This is a genomic window from Flectobacillus longus (assembly GCF_030056705.1).
Lineage (GTDB): Bacteria > Bacteroidota > Bacteroidia > Cytophagales > Spirosomataceae > Flectobacillus > Flectobacillus longus.
In genome coordinates, this window is record NZ_JASHIC010000001.1 from 245,084 (window position 1) to 266,879 (window position 21,796).

13 protein-coding genes are annotated in these 21,796 nt (G+C 36.5%); 8 read left to right on the forward strand and 5 right to left on the reverse strand.

The window, feature by feature from the left end; all coding sequences use genetic code 11:
* Window positions 1–54 precede the first annotated feature (54 nt).
* Window positions 55–2,859, forward strand: coding sequence for a TonB-dependent receptor (locus tag QM491_RS01020; protein WP_283325395.1), 2,805 nt, complete (start codon window positions 55–57; stop codon window positions 2,857–2,859).
* 355 nt (window positions 2,860–3,214) lie between these two features.
* On the opposite strand, the gene QM491_RS01025 is transcribed toward QM491_RS01020, so the two are convergent.
* The 3 genes from QM491_RS01025 to aroQ form a co-directional block, all read right to left on the reverse strand.
* The gene (locus QM491_RS01025) at window positions 3,215–3,787 is read right to left on the reverse strand and encodes a MarC family protein (protein ID WP_166549495.1); all 573 of its coding nucleotides are present in this window, start codon (window positions 3,785–3,787) and stop codon (window positions 3,215–3,217) included.
* Window positions 3,788–3,933: 146 nt separating this feature from the next.
* Window positions 3,934–5,028: an aminotransferase class V-fold PLP-dependent enzyme gene (locus tag QM491_RS01030; protein ID WP_283325396.1), complete on the reverse strand. Its 1,095-nt coding sequence runs from the start codon at window positions 5,026–5,028 to the stop codon at window positions 3,934–3,936.
* 66 nt (window positions 5,029–5,094) lie between these two features.
* Window positions 5,095–5,526: a type II 3-dehydroquinate dehydratase gene (gene aroQ, locus QM491_RS01035; RefSeq protein WP_283325488.1), complete on the reverse strand. Its 432-nt coding sequence runs from the start codon at window positions 5,524–5,526 to the stop codon at window positions 5,095–5,097.
* 188 nt (window positions 5,527–5,714) lie between these two features.
* On the opposite strand from aroQ, the gene xerD reads away from it, so the two are divergent.
* The 7 genes from xerD to QM491_RS01070 all read left to right on the forward strand — a co-directional run bounded on the left by xerD (window position 5,715) and on the right by QM491_RS01070 (window position 16,511).
* On the forward strand, window positions 5,715–6,626 hold the full coding sequence (gene xerD / locus QM491_RS01040) for a site-specific tyrosine recombinase XerD (RefSeq protein WP_283325397.1): 912 nt from the start codon (window positions 5,715–5,717) through the stop codon (window positions 6,624–6,626).
* Window positions 6,627–9,497: 2,871 nt separating this feature from the next.
* On the forward strand, window positions 9,498–10,112 hold the full coding sequence (locus QM491_RS01045) for a transcriptional regulator (RefSeq protein WP_283325398.1): 615 nt from the start codon (window positions 9,498–9,500) through the stop codon (window positions 10,110–10,112).
* 25 nt (window positions 10,113–10,137) lie between these two features.
* Window positions 10,138–10,581 (forward strand): response regulator, encoded by a 444-nt coding sequence (locus QM491_RS01050; protein ID WP_283325399.1) that lies wholly within the window; start codon window positions 10,138–10,140, stop codon window positions 10,579–10,581.
* Between the two features lie 342 nt (window positions 10,582–10,923).
* Entirely contained in the window at window positions 10,924–11,442 is a 519-nt protein-coding gene (locus QM491_RS01055) for a hypothetical protein (RefSeq protein WP_283325400.1), read from the forward strand.
* A gap of 384 nt (window positions 11,443–11,826) precedes the next feature.
* Complete coding sequence (locus tag QM491_RS01060; protein WP_283325401.1) at window positions 11,827–14,538, forward strand: PQQ-dependent sugar dehydrogenase; 2,712 nt, start codon at window positions 11,827–11,829, stop codon at window positions 14,536–14,538.
* A 795-nt stretch (window positions 14,539–15,333) separates the two neighbouring features.
* Window positions 15,334–16,200, forward strand: a complete 867-nt coding sequence (locus tag QM491_RS01065) for a hypothetical protein (RefSeq protein WP_283325402.1) — start codon at window positions 15,334–15,336, stop codon at window positions 16,198–16,200.
* Window positions 16,188–16,511, forward strand: a complete 324-nt coding sequence (locus tag QM491_RS01070; protein WP_283325403.1) for a hypothetical protein — start codon at window positions 16,188–16,190, stop codon at window positions 16,509–16,511. The genes QM491_RS01065 and QM491_RS01070 overlap by 13 nt, the downstream gene beginning before the upstream one ends.
* 307 nt (window positions 16,512–16,818) lie before the next feature.
* On the opposite strand, the gene QM491_RS01075 is transcribed toward QM491_RS01070, so the two are convergent.
* On the reverse strand, window positions 16,819–18,405 hold the full coding sequence (locus tag QM491_RS01075) for a SusD/RagB family nutrient-binding outer membrane lipoprotein (protein WP_283325404.1): 1,587 nt from the start codon (window positions 18,403–18,405) through the stop codon (window positions 16,819–16,821).
* Between the two features lie 31 nt (window positions 18,406–18,436).
* The gene (locus tag QM491_RS01080; protein WP_283325405.1) at window positions 18,437–21,760 is read right to left on the reverse strand and encodes a SusC/RagA family TonB-linked outer membrane protein; all 3,324 of its coding nucleotides are present in this window, start codon (window positions 21,758–21,760) and stop codon (window positions 18,437–18,439) included.
* Window positions 21,761–21,796: the final 36 nt, after the last annotated feature.

A 21,796-nucleotide genomic window follows, 5' to 3' on the forward strand; every position in this document is an offset into this window, starting at 1 on the left:
TTGAAAAAATAAAATGCTTTATCAATTTTTTAAATTTTTATAAACAACTATTCTATGAGACAGTTCTATCGATTTTCAATGATTTTAGTACTACTATTTTCAAGTGTTTTCACTTTTGCTCAGAGTTTAAAAGGTAGTATTAAGGACAGCAAAACAGGTCAAGGAATTCCTGGGGTATCAATTAGTGTACAAGGACGTACTACAGGTACGGTATCTGATGGCAATGGGAATTATGTATTAAAACTTCAAGCGGGTAGTTACACGATCAAAGTTAGTGCTGTGGGCTATCAAGTAATTACTGAAAATGTACAAATTGATGCGAGTGGCACAAACAAAAACTTTAGTTTGGTAGAAAGTATTTCTTCGTTGGAAGAAGTGGTCGTAACAGGTACACGCAGTGAAGGTCGTACCAAAATAGACACGCCAGTGCCTGTTGATGTTATTCCGCTTTCGCAAGTAACCAATAATGTTGGGCAAGTTGACATTAACCAAATCTTAACTTTTGTCGCTCCTTCATTTCAATCTTCTCGTCAGGCTATTTCGGATGGTACTGACCACGTTGACCCAGCTCAACTACGTGGACTTGGCCCAGACCAAGTATTAGTTTTGGTAAATGGTAAAAGAAGACACCAGTCCTCTTTGGTCAACGTAAATGGTACCGTAAACCGTGGTACAGTTGGTACTGATATGAATGCGATCCCTGCTACTGCAGTTGATAAAATAGAAATCCTTCGTGATGGAGCAGCGGCACAATATGGTTCTGATGCCATAGCAGGTGTTATCAACATTGTGTTGAAAAAACAAACAGGTCTATCAGGGAATCTATCGGCAGGAGAATACGTAACATCTTATGCGAAGAATTATGCTGTTAATTTCAGCAACGGTTTGCCCAAAGATGTATCGGTTCAAGATGGTTTTACGGGACAACTTGGCTTGAACTATGGTATCAAACTAGGAGATAAAGGTTTTTTGAATATCACGGGTGAATATGTTTCGAGAGGACGTACCAACCGTACGGGTACATACACAGGTCAGGTATATCCAACTGTAACAGGTCAAACCGACGACCAAATTATCGCAAGTAAAGGACTTACACGTGATGCTTTTGATATGCGTATTGGTAACTCTGAAGTAAAAGGTGGCGGTATTGTGGTAAACGGTGCTATGCCTATCAATGATAATATTGAAGCCTATATTTTTGGAGGTTATAACAACAAAAAAGGTAACGCTGCAGGTTTTTATCGTTATCCAAATGGTGTTCCTGCGGCAGTTCGTACTGGAGTTTTTGCACTTTATCCAAATGGGTTTTTACCTGAAATCACTTCTGATGTAACAGATTTTTCCATTGCAGCAGGTGTGCGTGGTAAAATTGCTAAAAACTGGAACTTCGATTTAAGTAATGTTTATGGTAAGAATATTTTTGATTATGGTGTTCAAAACTCTATTAACTATTCTCAAGTTGGCAGTGTAAGCACTCCACAAACTTCGTTTGATGCAGGAGGCAATACATTTTCACAAAATACGACCAATTTTGATATGAGTCGTAAATACGGTGATATCTTGGAAGGTTTGAACGTAGCGTTTGGTGCAGAATATCGTGTCGACCAATTTGGTACTCGTGCTGGTGAAGAAGCCTCTTACAAAAACTATAACACAAGCTTAGGTGTTGCGGCTGGTGCGCAAGTATTCCCAGGTTTCTTACCTTCAAATGCAGGTACACACTCACGTAGCAACGTTGGGGTTTATACAGATCTAGAATTAGATGTAACTAAAAAATGGGTAGTTTCAGGTGCTTTGCGTCTAGAAAACTATTCGGATTTTGGTAGTACAGGACTAAAATACAAAGTAGCGACTCGTTACAAATTGTTGGACAAACTAGCAATACGTGGAGCCGTAAGTACAGGGTTTAGAGCACCATCTTTACAACAACAGTATTATTCAAAAACAAATACCTTGTTCCAAACAATCAATGGTGTACAAACGCCTGTTGAAAGTGGTACATTCCCCAATAGCAGTCAGCCAGCCAAAATATTTGGTATTCCTGAGTTAAAAGCTGAATCTTCACAAAGCTATAGTATCGGTGCTACGGCAGAATTGGGTAAATTAGAAGTAACTGTTGATGCTTATCAGATTGATATTAAAGATCGTATCATCTTGACCAATAACTTTACGGCTAACGGCAACGCCACTATTGCTGCGCAATTAGCTCAAGCAGGTGCAACTACAGTTAACTTCTTTACAAATGCCATTGATACTCGTTCACGTGGTTTGGAGGCTGTGGTAGCTTATGCAACTCGCTTGCCACAAGGGCATTCATTGAAATTTACCTTAGCGGGCGCATTTATCGACAATGAGGTAATCAAAGGCTCTGATGGTAAACCAGTAATTAAAGCCACTCCGACATTGATTGAAACTGGTCAGTTAGGGAATTATTTCAACCGTGAAGACCAAAGCCGTATCGAGGTAGCTAGTCCAAAAAGCAAAATTACGGGTACAGTAAATTACAAATTTGGTAAATTTGGAGCCATGCTTCGTGCGGTCCGTTTTGGAGAAGTGGTGTATCTTGACCCAACGATGTTAAGCTCTGCTAACTTTGTAGCTAATGCTTTCAATAACAATAACAAAGAGACGTTAGACCAAACTTTTTCACCAAAAATCACTACTGATTTAACATTAAACTACCAAGTGGCGAAAGGAATTAACCTTGCTGTTGGGGCAAACAATATCTTTGATGTTTACCAAGATATTCATACTCACTCAGGAAACATGAGCGCTGGACGTTTTGTGTATTCTCGTCGTGTTCAGCAGTTTGGATTTAACGGTAGATATGTATTTGCTCGTTTGAATTTCAATTTCTAATGACGAGGTTATTTGTTAACAGTATATCAGTTAAGTAGGAAGACGTTATTAGTTAATAGTATATGGGTTATTTGAAGACATTCATAATCAAAATGTTATATCCAAATTACACCTCAATACCATTTATTTAATCCTTTCTATTACTTAATGTATTAAAATCATAGCTGGAAGAATTCTATTTTCCTAGACTATCGTATACTCATTAAAAAAGGCGTTCGAAAAACTAATTTCGAACGCCTTTTTTGATACTATATCCCAAAATGATACCTCTTTAGACGCAAAGCATTGCGTCTCTACGATATGAATACCTATAAAAACATCTCAAAACTCAGCACTCAAAACTCATCATTCAGAACTATCCTAGTCTTGTTTTGATAATCTTGATTGCTATCGCCAAAAGAATTACTCCAAACACTTTTCTGAGCACATTTGTACCTCCTTGACCTAACATTTTTTCAATCCATTCGCTTGAGCGAAGTACGATATAAATAAAGATTAAGTTGAGAAATACCCCAATTAGAATATTAATTTCATCATATTGAGATTTTAAAGAAAGAATAGTCGTCATGGTACCTGCTCCAGCAATAATTGGAAATGCTAAAGGTACAATCGAAGCAGCTTTTGAACCTGAAACCTCCTCAGACTTGAAAATATTACGTCCTAAAATCATTTCGAGACCAATCAAGAAAATAATCAATGCTCCTGCGATGGCAAAGGAATTAATATCGACACCGAAAAGGCTCAAAATAGATTTTCCGACATATAAAAAAGCAATCATAATACCGCCTGAAACCAAGGTAGCTTGCTCGGGGTGGATATTACCTGTTTTTTTACGTAAATCAATAATCACAGGAATCGACCCAAGAATATCGATCACAGAAAATAAAATGAGTGAAACAGAGAAAATCTCTTTTAGATTGAAATTCATGATTTGAAAGGGGTTTAGTTGATGAAAAAGCAGAAGTTATCTTTTCAGCCTTTGGCAGTTGGCGATGAGAACTCGGCAAAATATTCTTTATAAAATTGTCAATACATTTTTTGCCTATTGCCTACAGCATATAGCATAATATTTTTTTAAACTGTTATAACCGCTTTGCTGGGCAAATGCAATAATAACTGCTCTCGTAAAGCCAAACGGTCAGCTTCCGAAATAGCGGGAAAGTTGGCAATTCTGAACGTATTTTCCTTCCAAGCACCATAACCGTTGCCTAAAGTAATACCTTGTGTTTCCATAACCTGTTTGATATACTTAACTACCGAAGGTTGTGTTTCAATTGCCAATACCGTATCTGAGCGTAACTCAGGTGCCTGTACTAATGGTTTTACACCTCCATTCGTTAAATCTGAATCAAAATGTTCTTCAAAAAAATCATACCATTCTTTTGCTTGTGCTTCAATACGAGCAGAAGTTTCTGAAATATCTGGTATTTGGTCTAAAATTTTAGACAACAAATAGATTTCCAATACATTGGGAGTATAATGAGTCTGATATTTTTTAAAATTATCATTCATAAACAACAGACTATTATAGTATTTTCTATCACCAATTATTTCAGCATATCGCAGTGCTTTGGGTGAACATACCATTACTGCCATACCTGCGGGCAGTCCAAAACATTTTTGCACAGAAGCAAACCAAATGTCTGCCTTTAGCCAATCCAGCTCTACCCCTGCCATCGACGAGGTAGCATCTACGGCAATGAGTGCTTCTGGATATTTTTCTAAAATATTATTCCATTGCTTTAAGTGCGTACCATTTGAAGTTTCGTTATGTGTCAAACATACAACGTCTGCATCTGAAGCTGGTAGTAAAATCTCTTCTATCGACTGTTCATAATCATAAAATACTCTCGATACTTGTGGTAAAATACGCTCGGCATATTCAGCCCATTTGTCTCCAAAAGCTCCATTGTATAAATGTAAACTATGTCGCTGGGTGAGCGATTGGGCAATGATTTCCCAAACCTCTGTAGCCGAGGATACAAAATATATTGTATAATCTTCTGGAATATGGAGTTTCTGGTGAAGTAAATCAATAGCAGAACGGGTAATCTGCATACAAGTCTGACTACGGTGATTGATACTAAGCACGCCCTCGTCAAAGGCTTGTTTGAGATAATGCTCAACCACTGGATAAACTTTGGAAGGTCCTGGATAAAATGTAATCATCGTAGTAAGGCTTTGGAGAGTGGAGTTTGGGGTGATGAGTTTTGCTTTCATCACCCCAAATCCAAATTATAAAAATGTTTGGATAGCAAAATCGTATCCTCTCAAGCCAAAGCCTATAATGATTCCGATACAATTTTTACTTAAAAAGCTATGATGACGGTACTCTTCACGAGCATGAACATTCGAAATATGTACTTCTACGGTTGGTGTTTTTACCGCCGCAATAGCATCAGCTAAGGCAATAGACGTGTGTGTAAGTCCGCCAGCATTCAAAACGATACCATCGAATGTAAAACCTACTTCGTGGATTTTGTCGATTAAAGCACCTTCGTGATTTGACTGGAAATAGTGCAAATCCACCAGACCTTCAAACTTATCTCTTAGTATTTCAAAATACTGCTCAAATGTTTGGTGACCGTATATCTCTGGCTCACGTTTTCCTAACAAATTCAAGTTAGGACCATTCACGATTAAAATTTGCTTTTTTGTCACAACTATTATCAATTTAAAGTTAAAAATGAAATCAGGCTTTGAAAAAGCTCCATCCCCTTCACCTGATTCTACGAATATGCCAAATATTGATTAGCTTCGCAAAATACAATAAAAATTATATCCTAAAAACAAAGCTTCAAATACGCTAGTTCATACAAAATCGCTTTGTTTTCACTTATTTCGGAAGTATCAAGATGTGGCAAATTTATATAAAAAACTTTAAAAACTATCTTACACTCGAAAGGGCACTTTCTGAGAACTCAATTGAGGCGTATATTCGTGACGTTAGTAAATTTTGGGAATATCTCGAAATCATGCACGAAGATGCCCCATCGGTAACGGAGGTAAACGACAAGCATATCTTTAACTTTTTTCAATATATCGACGAACTCGGACTGGAAGCCACCTCCCAAGCACGTATACTTTCGGGACTCAAGGCTTTTTATAAATACCTTGAAGTAGAAGATATTATCAAACAAGACCCAACCCTTTTGATAGCCTCGCCCAAAGTTGGCAGAAAACTACCATCAACGCTCAGCTATCCTGAAATTGTACAAATACTGGAAGCCATCGACCTCTCAACACCCGAAGGCACCCGCAACCGTGCAATGCTAGAAGTATTGTATAGTTCTGGACTTCGTGTGTCGGAACTGGTAGAGTTGAAAATTTCGGAGTGCTATTTTGATATTGGTTTTATTAGAGTCCGAGGTAAAGGAGATAAAGTAAGATTAGTGCCAATTGGCAGAGATGCCATGCACTACACACAGATTTATATGGAAGAAATCAGAAAGCATCAGCCCATTCAGACTGATTTTTCAGACCATCTTTTTTTAAACCGTCGAGGAAAAAATCTCACCAGAGTGATGGTCTTTTTGATTATCAAAGACCTAGCTTTGATAGCAGGTATTCAGAAAAATATCAGTCCACATACATTCCGTCACTCTTTTGCGACTCACCTGATTGAAGGGGGTGCAGACCTGCGTGCCATCCAAGAAATGTTGGGACATTCGAGCATTACGACCACCGAAATATACACACACCTCGACCGAGCCTATCTACAACAAACCATTGTAGATTTTCATCCTAGGAATAGAGGGTTTAGATAGTAAAAAAGTATGAAAAAACATGGGAGATTGAAGTCTAGTGCTCGATATAATGCCGAAATTGGGCTAATCAATAATGTTTATTTCGTTACAGATAATTCCGACGAGAGCAAATCTAAGTTAACAATTAAATTACCATATTAATACAATGAACAATACACAAGACTATATTACAATTTTTCTATATGAGATATTGATATTTGGCATAATGCTATTTTTACATACAGTTGGATTAACAACAACATACAATATATACCATCAAATAATAGAAAATTTCATATCATATCTAATAGAAAAATTTTTCTTCAGTTGCATTGTAGGTGCTTTCGTTTCTACAATGAGTGTTCTAGTTTGGGCACTACTAAAAACAATGATGGAAAATTCCATTTCTTATAAAAAAGTATTTAAAACTCAGTTTACAATTTGCCTTGTATTTAGTTTGATTATAGTGATGATGCAAGTTTTCATGATCTTACAGAACTCAGAGTTATATCAAACTGAACCTTAATCTAGACTTCACATCTTTACTGGAGTTATCTCCAACAAACTCATATAAATAAAATATCCCAAAACATATCAATAAAGTATAATTGGGGATTTCATTTTTTTACTAAAAATGCACAAACCCACTATTTTTAGGGATTTTATGACAAAATAATTATCCCTATTTTTGTATCGAAAATTTTAAACGATATTTACATCTAACAACTTGTGTAAACAATTAACTTTATTTTGTATCAAGATTTAAGTAATTGCGTAGAGCAATACGCAACAAAAATCATTCAGTAATCTGATAATCAAAACTTTATACAAAATTCAATTTCTTATAATTCTACATGATTTTTTAGTTTAATGATAGAGTATTTTTACACATTACACACCTATTTCTTCTGAATCATCTAAGAATATATGATCCAGAAGGAAAAAGAGTTTAGTTTAAATTTTATCGATTATCAGCAAACTAGGATTTAGTATTAATGCTTACTAATGTTACAATAAAAATCTAATTATCAGCAATTTAAAATATATACTATTTTTGTCTTATGATTTTTTATTGGATTTCATCAAGAAAAAACATTGACGATATTGCTTGAATATAACTTACGAATCATGCAAAATATAATATAGATATACTAACTTGCTTTTAAATTATAGAGAAAAACTTTTCTTATTCTTGCTCAACTATATATATAATACTTTTCTTCTTGCTCTTGAAAATCGCCACAGACCATTGAGTGGGCGAAAGGTGTCTAAATTAAATTACTTGCTTCTTTTAATCTTATAATTCTATTTTGATTCTTCCACCGAGGAGGTCAAAAATTTTATCTATTAGCCTTTGTATTTATTATTAAACGACCAACACCTTGATTTTCAGACAGTCAAGGATTGATTTTGTATTTACTTTTGAAAGTATAATGTTAAGTATTGTCAATTAAACATATAGGCCTGTGATTGGTATACCGCTAACTCAATCACAAAATATAGTTACTAATTGTATTGACGACTTGACTTTGTTTTCGAAAGCAGATAATGTTTTGACAAAACACTTAAAGGCACCAATAATGGTTTGCTTGAACTTTGTTTTGTCCAATAAACAATGAGTTTTTCGGAGAAATTCTCACAGGAAAACTATTGCCCTAACTATTTATAATTGAGGATTAAAGTCCTTTTCAAAATTTAACACATCTAATTAAAAACATGAGCACTAATACTTTTAACCTACTAATTTCACTATTTATTACAGTATTAATTCCAGTCTTATATATCAGCTACAAGTACAATTTATACTTTAATAAACGGCTAAGCTCCCAAAATCACTGCCCTGTATGTAGCCAGAATTATGGTACTCGTGTCAAAACCCCTTTTATTATGAGAAAGCTAAGAGACATAAAAGGAATAAAGGTAAAAACCTATAAATGTCTATCCTGCAAATCCATTTTCTTCGTCAAAGAAAGTGACATACCGCAGAATACGTATATGCAACAACGTTAACATCTTTCTCTATATTTAACACCATAATTAATTATCTTTTTGGCTTTAATCTGATTGCAATCACAAGCGTCATGAGCGAAATTTGATGCTAGATTTTCAGTAAAGAGACAAACCTTATTGAGTAAGACTCATCTTTGTCTCTCTCAGCAAAATCTCCCCCCTAACGTTATCCCTTTAATAAATTATTGGTACGATAACGTTAGGGGTAAATTTCAACTTCCTTATCTAAAGATTTAAGTATTTTAGTTTCTACGACACTTCTTCCTTCTTCTGGCATTTATTGATAATGTTTATACTATCTCCAGAATAAGCCCAAATAAACCACTAATAATCAATTAATTAAATGATTTCCACTTATTTAATTAATTGACTTTCATAACTCTATTTTCTTTACATATATCCTAAAACTCATCTCTAAGAACTTATAAATTTCCCAATACAAAGAAGTCTTGCTATGCTTTGCGAGCTGTGTGGCATATATTTTTCTGATGTATCAAGCTTAATTTGACCATCTCATTCTACTTAACAAATGATAATTCTAGCAAATACCCCCTAAAAATAGGGATTTTAAATATTTTTATTAATCCCTATCTTTGTAGCATATTTTCAATTGAAACAACCACTCCTAGAGCAAATTTGTGATAAGAAATTTTCTAATTGAGCATCGAACACCACCATTGTTTTATACCAGTTTGATTTATAAAGATGTTAAACCGCACGATTTTCTTGCTAATAAATACTGAATTTTTGAAACCAAAAACATGTTTAAGTATTTAAAAAGTCTTTTCTAACTTTGTATTAATAATAGTATTTTACCAATTAGCCTATATTGTTGTCTTTCACTGAACCGTATTTTTTTTATTAGTTTTAAATTTATATATCATGCTAATCGGAATAATTGATGAAGACCAATATAAAATATTAAACATAGAGGAATTCTTTACCACTTTTAGAGATATTGACTTGATTGTATCAGGGAACGATATAGAAAATTTTATAGTAGGCGTTACTGATAACCCCGAACCCGATGTAATATTTATACGAATAAAACAGAGTGGTTTTAGAGGTACTGAGCAGATTAGTAACATTCGAAAAAAATTTTTACAATCTTTAATTATTGTCGTTACAAGTGATACTACCGATCATTCAATTCTTGAATCATTTAAAGCTGGAGCAAGTGGTTATATGCTTGCACCAATATTAGCCTCAACCATTTATGATCAACCTGATTTATTTAAACAAAAAGGAACACCAATACCCTATGACATCAAAAATGCTTCTTTTAGAGCTAGAAACAAAACCGACACAAGACTTAAAAAAATACTTACTAAACGAGAAATTGAAGTTGTCCATTTTTTACTAAAAGGAATGTCATATAAGGAAATTGCGAATAGCTTAAATATTAGCTTTTTTACAGTTAATGATCATGTAAAAAATATTTATACTAAGCTTAATATCAATTCCAAAGGTGAACTTTTATCTCTATTCATATCTTAAAAGAATAACACAACATTAACACAACATGAAAATAGAACCTATCTCATTAATAATTGATGATGACAAAATTAATCGTTTCATTCTCTCAAAAACCCTCGAAGAGCTTGGACAAATTCACTATGAGGCAATCAATGGTCAGGAAGCAATAAACTTTCTTAAATCAACAGACTATAGCCACATAATAGTTTTTCTAGATTTGAATATGCCTGTTTTGGATGGATATGAATTTCTACAATTCTTAGATGAATTTGCTCACGATTTTACCCATAAAAACATTAAAGTCATTGTTTTATCATCGGTGATGTATATCGATTTTATTAAAAAAATGCCCTATGCAAAAATTATCAACTATTTGAATAAACCTGTTGATTTACGACATATAAAATTGGCTATTCACAATGCTAAAGAAGCATTTAAAACGAGTTGCTATATGGCAAAATTCAACGAGGGTCTTCAGCAAAGTAGATGATGGTTTGATTTTGAATAAATACCATTTTAACTTTTGTTGGCACGCTCACAATCAATTGCATTTATTACTGTAACAGTAATCCGTCAATACTGTTGCAGTGAATGATTATCTATTGGCTTATGAAAAATTAAGTTAGTGGGCAAAATTAAAATGATTTTACCCGCTTTAAGCACTAGACTTTATGCCATAGGCTAAACGTTAAAAAGCATTTCTTAGGAAATATGTAAAGCTTTTTTGCCTAATGCCTATGGCTTACTGCCTAATGCGTATTAATGCAAAATAAAATTGTATTAATACTTATCATGAGTTAATCTATCTTTTTAACTTATAATTTGTCTTAAAATGAAAATATTCAGCTCCGCCAAATACCTATTGATTGGCAATATCATATTGTATTCGTGTGTAAGTACAACAAAATTCGAAAGGCTTCAATCGTCCAAAGAGCGACTTACCAAAAACCTTGTGTACACCGAGAATGAATTAGGGAGCCTAAGAGAAAAAACTTATATTTTGATTAACAAATTTGATGAAGAATCACACAAGTTGAATGAGTTAAATCAAAAAGTTAATTATTTGGCAGATGCCATAAAATTAGACAGTCTAGAGCTTGTAAAATATAAACTTAGTTTACAAGATTATGAGGAACAATTGAGACAATGTCATGAAAGTAACTCGATGCTTGTTGCAAACTTTAACAACAAAATATCGGGGCTTCATCAACAATATCAAAAGAAAATAAGACTTCTCAACAACAAGATAAGATTTACCAAAGCTATGCAATTACAATTGCAGCAAAAACTATTGACAGAACGACAAAAAAATGCCCAGCTTAGTCGAAAAGCAAATGTAGAAATACATTAATAACTGTAACATAGGATTTTTTCTTGCTTATTTCACCCTTGTTGGAAAAAACAACAAGGGTATTTGTATTTCACTACCTCGCTATCCTTCTGCCTTTTTGGGGGCTTTTCTAACAAACCTGCGCAAGCCTATATTATGCCTAAAAACATTATTAGTTGATGACGACCATCCCGTAGGAGTTAATTCCAACGAGGGCATAATACAATTTCTTTCTTCCAACTGGGTATATTTCCAACTTTTTGAACTCTATTAGTTAATAATTTTAGGTCATTGCCCTAAGGCATGATAGTATTTTACGTTTACTACCATAATTTTAGTCCCAGACCAAAGAACTTTTGGCTTTTAAGGCCATTTTCTAAAGATTAATTAACTATATAAATAACTATGTCACTTTCTAAACTATCTGTGCTTGTTGGAGCATCCTTGGGTTTGTACTCATTTATTCACCAGCCAGCACCTACCTCAACCTATCCCTCTGAGGTTTTTACAAAGGTGGATACCTTAAATCGTCCTGACGAAAATCGTTTTACTAAAACTGTCTTATCTAATGACCTCAATGAGCCAATGGAATTGGCTGTTGCCCCCGATGGTCGTGTGTTTTTTGTGGAGCGTGCAGGAAAATTTTATGTGTATGAACCTGCCAAAAAGAAAACTCGTCTTTTGTATGATTTTCCAGTAAAAGCGGTAGACAAATACCTGAATGGGATGTTGGGTATGACGATTGACCCTAATTTTAAGGATAATCACTATTTGTATTTCTTCTATACGATTCAGGATAAAGAACAAACCAGACAACGTATTTCTCGTATCAAGGTAGATAGCGAAAGTAATCTTGATTTGGCTAGTGAGCAATCTATTATCGAGTTCCCGATTGATTTGGAAGTGAGTGCGCACACAGGTGGTTCACTAGCGTGGGATGCTCATGGCAATTTGTTTATTTCGACAGGTGATAATACTGTTCCGTTTGAATCGAGCGGTCATGCTCCTATTGATTCTCGTGAAGGACGTATTACGTTTGATGCGCAACGTTCGGCAGGAAATGCTAATGATTTACGTGGTAAAATTCTTCGTATTCATGTCGAAAAAGATGGCTCTTATACTATTCCAGAAGGTAACCTTTTCCCTAAAGGAACTGCTGGTACTCGTCCTGAAATTTATGTAATGGGGTGTCGAAACCCTTACCGTATTTCGGTAGACCCAGCTACGTCGATCGTTTACTGGGGCGAAATTGGACCAGATGCAGGAAGCGACGGCGTACAAGGACCAAGAGGTTATGATGAATTTAACCAAGCAAAAAAAGCAGGTAACTACGGTTGGCCCTATTTTGTAGGAGATAGCAAACCTTATCACCAGTATGATTTCGCTACAAAAAAAGTGGGAGATTTATTTGATGCTAGTGCACCAATCAATAATTCTCCGAATAATACAGGTATCAAAAACCTTCCTCCTGCTCAAAAAGCGATGATTTGGTTCCCATACAACAAATCGGCTGAATTTCCTGAGTTAGGTGTTGGTGGTCGTTGCGCTATGGGTGGTCCAGTATATCATTATGATGCCAAAATTGCTAACAAAGGCAAAATACCTTCGTATTATGACAAAGCATTATTTGTATATGATTGGATGCGCAACTGGATATTTGCTGTACGATTGGACGAAAATCAGAATTATCAATCTCTGGAGCAGTTTATGCCACAAACAGGTGATTTCCGTCGCCCTGTCGATATGGAAATCGGTTCAGATGGTTCTATATATTTGTTAGAATATGGTTCGGTATATGGTATCGACAATGAGGATGCTCGTTTGGTAAAAATTGACTTTAACGGAGGAAACAGAGCTCCTGTGGCAAAAGCAATAGCACAAGATACCATCGGTTTGGCTCCAATGACGGTTCAGTTTAAAGGCGAACAAAGTTTGGATTATGACAAAGGCGACAAATTGTCTTATTTATGGAAATTTGAAGGAAATAATACTTCAACCGAAGTAAACCCAAGTTACACTTTTAAGAAAAATGGTATTTATAAAGTTTCGCTAACCGTAAAAGACCAAGCAGGTATCAGCAATACCAAGGCTTTGACAATCAAAGTGGGTAATACCTTACCAGATGTAGCTATTTCGACAGAAGAAAACAGTACTTTCTTCAAAGCTAACACAGGTAATTTGAAATACGCCGTTGAAGTAAAAGATAAGGAAGATAAAATCATCGACTCGAAACGTATAAAGGTGGTTTTGAACTATATTCCAAAAGTAAGTAGAGAACCGCAAATGGGTCACCAGCAATTAACATCTACGTTTAGTTTAGGAAAATCTTTGATTGCAGGTTCTGACTGTAAAGCTTGTCACCAACTTAATGCTCCTTCAGCGGGACCAGCATTTAAGGAAGTAGCCAAAAAATATCGTGATGATAAAACAGCTATCGCCAAACTAGCAAACAAGATTATTACTGGTGGTGGTGGTCTTTGGGGCGACCGTGAAATGAGCGCGCACCCACAACTTTCGAGAGAGGAAACTACCGAAATGGTAAAATATATCCTTTCATTGGGAACAGAACCAGTTGAAAATCGTATTGCTCCGAAAGGAACAGTGGCTTTGAAAGAGCACGTTGGCAAGGAACAAGAAGGTCGCTATGTGATTACTGCTTCGTACACAGATAAGGGTTCGTTGGTAGCTCCAGCAGGAAAGCCAAAAACAATCTTGGCTTTAAACAAAACTGCCACTTTAGTATTACGTCCAAACCGAGTATATGGTGCTGAAGCTGATGAATTACATAACCTTGGTCGTCAAGACAAGCGTTTGGGCTTTATTCATAATGGCTCTTATTTTGTTTTGAAAAATATTGATTTGAAAGGTATCAATGAATTGACTTACAAATTCTCGTCAAGAGACAAAGCTGCCACTGTGGAAGTTCATACTGGTTCGCCAACGGGTCCTGTAGTTAGCACTTTGTCGTATAGTCCAACAGGTGCGTGGGACAAATATGCTGAGCAAACAGTGGGTATTCAAGCGCCAACGGGCAAACAGGATTTGTATTTTGTCTTTACTAAAAAAGATACTCCAAACAAAGACTTGTGTAGCCTCGAATGGGTTGAGTTTAAGTAATATTGAATTATGATTTGTGAATTGTGAATGTTGTTTTTCATCAGTAGTCAGTATCTCACTGACCAATTAGCGACAGCAAAAACTCGTATATACATAGGTAAAAGTAGTACGAAGTCCTGTCGCTTGTCGAGTGGCACATTCGACAAGGAGGGGAATAATAAGGAATATGTTCCTATTTCCGAAATCAGAAATCTCAAATCCACAATAGTTTGATTGTTTTATCGCCTTGTTGACTAACAACCAACAAGGCGATTTTTTATTACAAATGAATCTACATCCGTGGTCTGTGTCTCACTGACCAATTAGCGACAGCAAAAACTCGCATATACATAGGTACAAGCAGTACTACATCCGTGGTCTGTGTCTCACTGACCAATTAGCGACAGCAAAAACTCGCATATACATAGGTAAAAGTAGTACTACATCCGTGGTCTGTGTCTCACTGACCAATTAGCGACAGCAAAAACTCGCATATACATAGGTAAAAGTAGTACTACATCCGTGGTCAGTGTCTCACTGACCAATTAGCGACAGCAAAACTCGCATATACATAGGTAAAAATAGTACTACATCCGTGGTCAGTGTCTCACTGACCAATTAGCGACAGCAAAACTCGCATATACATAGGTAAAAGCAGTACAATGTCTCTATCTGTGTCGAGTGTCCCACTCGACACAGATAGAGACCATATTTTTAAGTTTTAAATTAAAAACTCTGCGTTTATAATTTAAAAATAATCTCTACCTTCGTAACCTCAAATCAAATTAATTTCCTTTTCAATTCACACTATTTATCATGAAAACTCAACCTACCTTGAAGCACTTGATGCTTTGTACCTTATTATTATTATCATTCAGTTCATTTTCTTTTTCTGGAATTACTATTTCAAAAGACAGTACCCGTGCTTGGATTGTTCAACTAAGCAGCAGTTTGCCAGCAGGCTCGGATACCACATTGTCAAAATGGATTCGTGATGGATTAAACGAAAGTATCTTAAAAGGAACTTTTGACACGACCTCAAACAAGCAGAAACTTTACTCTGACCTAAACAATGCCTTGAGTATTTACCATAGAAAGGTAATTATTCGTAATTTCGACTTTGCAGGACTAGCCAACGGTACTTATCAGCCAAATGGTTTCTCTCAAGGAACACAGTTTGCCAACTTCAAAGTGAAATTACCCAATGGTAGTTTTGACCCAGATTTTGCTGTAAGTTATGCGCCAGATGTGATGTCTTTTGTCAATAATACGGCTAGCTTAGAGCAATTACCAGAAGGGACAAAATTGTACAGAGTGTGTAATGACGGTTGGGACCAATTCACAGGAGGCTATTGGACACGTACCAAACCGACTCAAATTTCGGAGGTAATTGGAGGAACAGCCGTACAACCAGAGTGGAATAGCTTTAAAAATATTGTAGAATACTCCGTTCCTGCGGGTGGTATTTGGGTTTGGAGAGGATTAGCTGCAGCACAAAAACTCTCAAATAATTTGAATATTGGTCAACCATATTTAGCTGGTGGAGGCGAACAAATTTTGATTCCACTGGTATATCGTAGATTAAAGAAGGCAGATGGAAGCTTTGATTTTAGAGCTATCAATCCAGCTATGCAAAATAGAATTACAGTATTACCAGCCAACGAATTACCATGGAAACGTTAACTCCCGTGTACCTGAGATTGCTCAAAGCCAATTTCGAACATTTAGTTCAGTGTTTTGCTGAACAAGAATTACTTACTGGTCAAACAGGTTTATTATTAAGACTGAGAGCAGAAGATATTTTATCCAACTCATTGTGTCAAGCATTATCAACATCAGATATCACCGACGAAAATCTTCAATGGGTTCGTGAATCGGTCATGACTTATTTGAGATATTATCCAGAAAATATTTCAAGTAGTAATCTTGCAACCCTCGATGATGAAATCGACATGATACTTCACAGAATTATGGAGATAGCGGAGCATTTGTAGTGATGAGTTGTGAATGGTGAGTTTTGAATGATGAATTGTGAATTGTGAGTTGTCCTTGCCTAAAATAGGTTGAACTAAGTAAAAACTGTTTATTTCGGATATCGGATGTTGGATTTCGGAAGTGTAAGCTTCTATATTTTGTAAAAAATAAAAGTATTTTGCTTCATTTCCGAAAACAGAAATCCCAAATCTGAAATTCTGTAAAAACTCCTCACTCCGCATTCTTAACTCAGCACTAAAAAAATACCCCCACGTCCATATAGATGAGGGGGATTTTTATTATCATTCAGTTTTTCACTTATCTGTTTTATTTAACATCCCAGAAGATCTTCGCATCGCGAGTATCTTTACTAGAAACAGCACTATAGTTCGGGTTGAATGTACGCTCACGACCAGGGTAAGTCAATCTGTTTGGTGGCAAAGCAAAACCTGAAGTATTGTCCGCTACAAAAGTCAATTGAGGATATTTTGTACGACGAAGTTCAGACCAAGCTTGTACCGATTGCATAAAGCCAAATTGTACCCATTTTTGTGTCCAAATCAAGGCTAATTTTTGAGCCGAAGATCCAGCATATTTGATCGTTGAGTTTGCTAAAAAGTCATTTACAGCTGCGGCAGATGGAGCAGTCAATTTTGGAGCTGTACTATTGCTCAAGTTATTCAAAGCATAGTAATAAGCAATTGATTGAGCTACACCTTTGTTGTAAGCCGTTGCAGCATCTGTAGTAGTTCCCCAACGCTCATACGCTTCTGCTTTCAACAAATGTGTTTCAGCCGAAGTAAAGATTACGCCAGGTAATTTGCTGTTGTACACAAACGTAGCTGAGTCAAGCACTGCATATTTACCATTAGTAATATTTGTAGCTTGGTCAGTTGAGTTCAAGTCTAAAGGCATTGCATTATAATCTGCATTGGCTACCCATTTGCTACCATCCTGACGACCGCCTTTGTCATAAATTACTGCAATACGAGGGTCATTAGCAGGTTTTAATACTTTATCCAACAAGAACGAAGCTCCCAAATGGTTATTTGACTCATAGAAAGCATTACGCAAATTGTCGATATAAGTTGTTACTGGGTTCAACAAAGCATTTTGAGTTGTTTCTTCCAACAAAGGATATTGTGTTGGGTTATTCAACATTTCCAATACTTCTGCTTTTGCTTTTGCTTCATCCACGAATGAAATACGCATTAATGCACGCAAACGTAAAGAGTTTGCCAAACGACGCCATTTTGTAATATCGCCTTGGAAAAGAATATCTTGCTTTTTGAACGAGCCAGCCGTTACACTACTCAAGTTAGCGGTAGCAAAATAATTTGAAGCATCTTTCAAGCCAGCAATTACGGTGTAATATACTTCCTTCGCGTCATCAAACTTTGGTGAAGTAATCGAGCCATTTAAGTTCAACATTCCTGCTTCAGAAAATGGAATATCTCCCCAAAGGTCAACCATTTGAGCAGTTTGTTCCAACATTGCTACTTTCGCTGCATTCACAAACACATCTGCACTTTGTTTTTCTGTAGCTGAAAGTTTAGCGTATTGTTTTTCTATTTCACGATAATGTGCCAAAGGACCACTACCATTACCATTAGTTGTGTAAAAATCACCCCAACGTTGCTCAGTATATTGCGCTTGTTCACGGTAAATGAATTTATCGTTGGTAAATGAAATTACTTGAGAAAATACACCTGCGTGCGTCAACGCAAAAGTACGCATATCCCAATATTTTGGGTAGATACGATCATTGTTGAGAATTTGAGTAAAAAACTTCTCAACTGAAGGAGTCGTTGTCTGTTCAGGGTTGAGGTACAAGTCACCGAGTTGGTCTTTACAGCTACTCAAAGTAGCTACAATCGCTAACATTGCACTTATTTTGATGAATGTCTTTTTCATACTTTTCTAAATAAAATGTCTGATTGGTTGATTAAAAACTTGCGTGTAAAGCCACACCAAAGCTACGAGTTGCTGCTGTTGAACCTTCGTCGATACCTTGACGATTCCAGCTAGTACCGATTGGTGCTTCTGGGTCAAGATTTTTCAAAGTGCGATACAAGTAGAATAGGTTACGACCAATCAAAGACACACGAACATTTTGCAAACGCAATTTTTGAGCTACTGCCGAAGGCAAAGTATAAGATAAAATTGCTTCACGAACTTTCAAATAGCTGTTGTTATAAACGGCACCGTTTTCGTACCAACCCGACGAACCCCAAGTGTAAGTGTTCATGTAATATGAGGCTGCATCAATAATTTTACCGTTTTTCTCACCATTAGCTGTTACGCCATCCAACATGACACCATCATGGTACACTTTACCACCGTTTGGCGCAGTTGCAGTGTGACTTGATAACAACACGTTGTTGCCACTTCCATCTACATAATATGGTAAACCACCATTTTCGGCATCACGATATTTCATTGTGCTTTCAAACATACCTGCACCTGTTGCATACAACAATGGGTTTGATACCAATTGCCCACCGATACGGTAATCCATATTGATGTCTAAACTGAAGTTTTTGTAGCTAAATGAGTTCAAGAAACCACCTATTAATTTCGGCATAACGTTACCTACTTTTTTGTAGTCAGATGTCAATGTATAAAGACCGTCTTCAGAAATAATATAGTTACCTTTTGAGTCTGTTGCACGAACATGCGTGTAGATATTTCCTAAATAATCGCCTTCGTCAGCTACGATTTTAATTGCAGATTGGTCAGCATCATAAGCAACTAACTGAGGAATACCTTTTGCCAACTTCTCTACTTTTGTACGGTTGATAGCAGCGTTGATACGAGTATTCCAAGTGAAATCACGTGTTTTGATAGGAGTTGCATAAATCGATGCTTCCCAACCAAAAGAACGAAGCTCACCTACGTTTGCCAATACTGAGCTAGCACCTGTACTTGTTGGAATAGAAGTTTGAAGGATTTGGTCTTTGATACGGCTGTTGTAGTAAGTTACATCAAAACCTAATTTATTTTTGAAGAATTTTGTTTCTAAACCAAATTCATTCTCAAATTTTTGCTCAGGTTTGATGTTATCGTTACCATAGCTAGAACTTGCTCTTAAAGCAGGAACTGCACCGTAAGCCGTTTGCAAAATAGTTTGAGAATACGTCGTGTTAGCTACGTACAATGGAGGAGCATTACCTACAATACCATAAGAAGCACGGATTTTACCATAGTTCATAAAGTTAGGCATTTGGAATGCGTCTGAGAATACAAAACCAGAGTTTACCGAAGTATAGAAATAGCCATTATTTCCAGCAGGCAATGTTGAAGAGTATTCCTGACGAGCTGTACCTTCTACAAACAACATATTTTTGTAAGCTGCATTCAACGTACCCAAGTAAGCAAACTTAATCATTTCTCTACGTGAAGCGCTGGCATTCAATACGTTAGTAGAGTTGTTCATACTAAACCAGTTCTCAATTACCAAACCACCATTTGTACCAACCGATTGGTCATAGTATTTTTCCTGACGACCTTGTACACCAGCAGAAGCTGATAAGTCAAAGTTATTATTCAATTTTTTGGCATAAGTCAACATTGCATCACCATACACGATTGAGTAACGACCACTTGCTACACGGTATTCACCAGTACTGTTTCCTGAGTTAAACAAAGCTGGAAATTCGTTATATTTCTTTACTTCAGTACCCAAACTTGTAAAGTCATTACCTACACGACCACGTAAGCCAAATTCATTATTGATTTTGTAGTTCAAAGTCACCGAACTTAATACACGGTCTTGGTTTTCGTCTTCGCTATTACGCAAAGCATTCCACAACAAATCCATAATATCACCACCACGAATGTTGTATTTGAACGCCTCTGAAGGATTACGCTCAGGAACGTTGTACGGTACATATTTGTATCCTTGTGATGTTTGGTAATGATTCAAGAAGTTGTTCATATCTTCCGCACGGCTATAAAAACCACCATAGTTGGCTGTTACACGGTTGATTTGCTCAGGACGGTTATGCACTTTTGAGTTGATATAACTTACCACCACATCGGCCGTAACTTTATTACTCAATTTTACAGAAGAGTTCAAGTTGAAAGTATTACGTTTCAAACCACTTCCACGCATAATACCTGCGTAATCTGTACCAGTATAAGAAAAACGGTAAGAACCCTTGTCAGTTGCATTTGAGAAAGCTGCGTTAACCGTTGAGTTATAACCTGTTTGGTAGAAATCGTTGAAGTTGTTTGGCTTAGCGCTATACGACTGCATTGTTCCGTCCCACCAAGGCATCATTCTGCCGTCCATTTTAGGGCCAAATTGTCCGTAAGCTCTGTAGTTAACACGCTTAGAACCATCAGGATTTGTGATAAAACCTTCTTCATCAGCACCAACTGCGAGGTTTGTAGCACGGTCATAACCAGGGCCATAAACATTCTGGTATTGAGGCGTAAATGCCACACGCTCTTGGTTATACGTGTAGTTTAATTCAACGCCCAAACCTTTACCTTTTACGCCAGATTTTGTTGTAATAACAATTACACCATTCGAAGCTTCCGAACCGTAAAGGGCTGTTGCAGATGCACCTTTCAATACTGACAAGCTTGCAATATCGGCTGGGTTAATATCCAAGATACCATTACCACGGATACGTTGGTCGTCCCAATAACCACCGTTGTTCAAACCGTTTGCACCTGCTTGGTTAAAGTCACGGATTACGATACCATCCACAACATAAAGTGGTTGTGTATTGTAATTCAATGAGTTAACGCCACGCACTTGTACGTTTACGGCTGAAGTAGCACCACCTGGCGCCGTAGAGATTTTAACACCTGCTACTTTACCATACAATGCCGAAGCAAAGTTGGTATTACCAGAAGCGGTGATTTCCTTGCTCGAAACCGTTCCGATTGAATAACCAAGGGCTTTTTGTTCACGTTTGATACCCAAGGCCGTAACAACCACTTCATCAAGGTCTTGAGAAGTAGCTTCCAAAACCACATCGATGGTTGTACGTCCCGACACTTCAACGGTCTTTGTAGCGAATCCCAATGATTGGAAAATCAAAGAGGCATTTTTGGCAACAGAAATCGTAAAATTACCCGAACCATCCGTTACTGTACCTTTGGTGGTACCTTTCACTAAAATACTTACGCCTGCTAGGGCAGATTGATTGCTATCCACGACCTTTCCTTTGACTACCTGCTGAGCCATAACGAACTGTCCAGTCAAAATCAAGAGTGTAGCAAATAACGTAGTAAAAATTTTTCTACATGCTTTCATTGTTAGGAATTAAAATGATGAAAATTGAAAATTGGA

Coding starts and splice junctions, on each gene's coding strand:
- QM491_RS01060 (WP_283325401.1), top strand. CDS start 11,827: ATGTCACTTTCTAAACTATCTGTGCTTGTTGGAGCATCCTTGGGTTTG.
- QM491_RS01030 (WP_283325396.1), bottom strand. CDS start 5,028: ATGATTACATTTTATCCAGGACCTTCCAAAGTTTATCCAGTGGTTGAG.
- QM491_RS01075 (WP_283325404.1), bottom strand. CDS start 18,405: ATGAAAAAGACATTCATCAAAATAAGTGCAATGTTAGCGATTGTAGCT.
- QM491_RS01080 (WP_283325405.1), bottom strand. CDS start 21,760: ATGAAAGCATGTAGAAAAATTTTTACTACGTTATTTGCTACACTCTTG.
- QM491_RS01050 (WP_283325399.1), top strand. CDS start 10,138: ATGAAAATAGAACCTATCTCATTAATAATTGATGATGACAAAATTAAT.
- QM491_RS01020 (WP_283325395.1), top strand. CDS start 55: ATGAGACAGTTCTATCGATTTTCAATGATTTTAGTACTACTATTTTCA.
- QM491_RS01025 (WP_166549495.1), bottom strand. CDS start 3,787: ATGAATTTCAATCTAAAAGAGATTTTCTCTGTTTCACTCATTTTATTT.
- QM491_RS01065 (WP_283325402.1), top strand. CDS start 15,334: ATGAAAACTCAACCTACCTTGAAGCACTTGATGCTTTGTACCTTATTA.
- xerD (WP_283325397.1), top strand. CDS start 5,715: ATGTGGCAAATTTATATAAAAAACTTTAAAAACTATCTTACACTCGAA.
- QM491_RS01070 (WP_283325403.1), top strand. CDS start 16,188: ATGGAAACGTTAACTCCCGTGTACCTGAGATTGCTCAAAGCCAATTTC.
- QM491_RS01045 (WP_283325398.1), top strand. CDS start 9,498: ATGCTAATCGGAATAATTGATGAAGACCAATATAAAATATTAAACATA.
- QM491_RS01055 (WP_283325400.1), top strand. CDS start 10,924: ATGAAAATATTCAGCTCCGCCAAATACCTATTGATTGGCAATATCATA.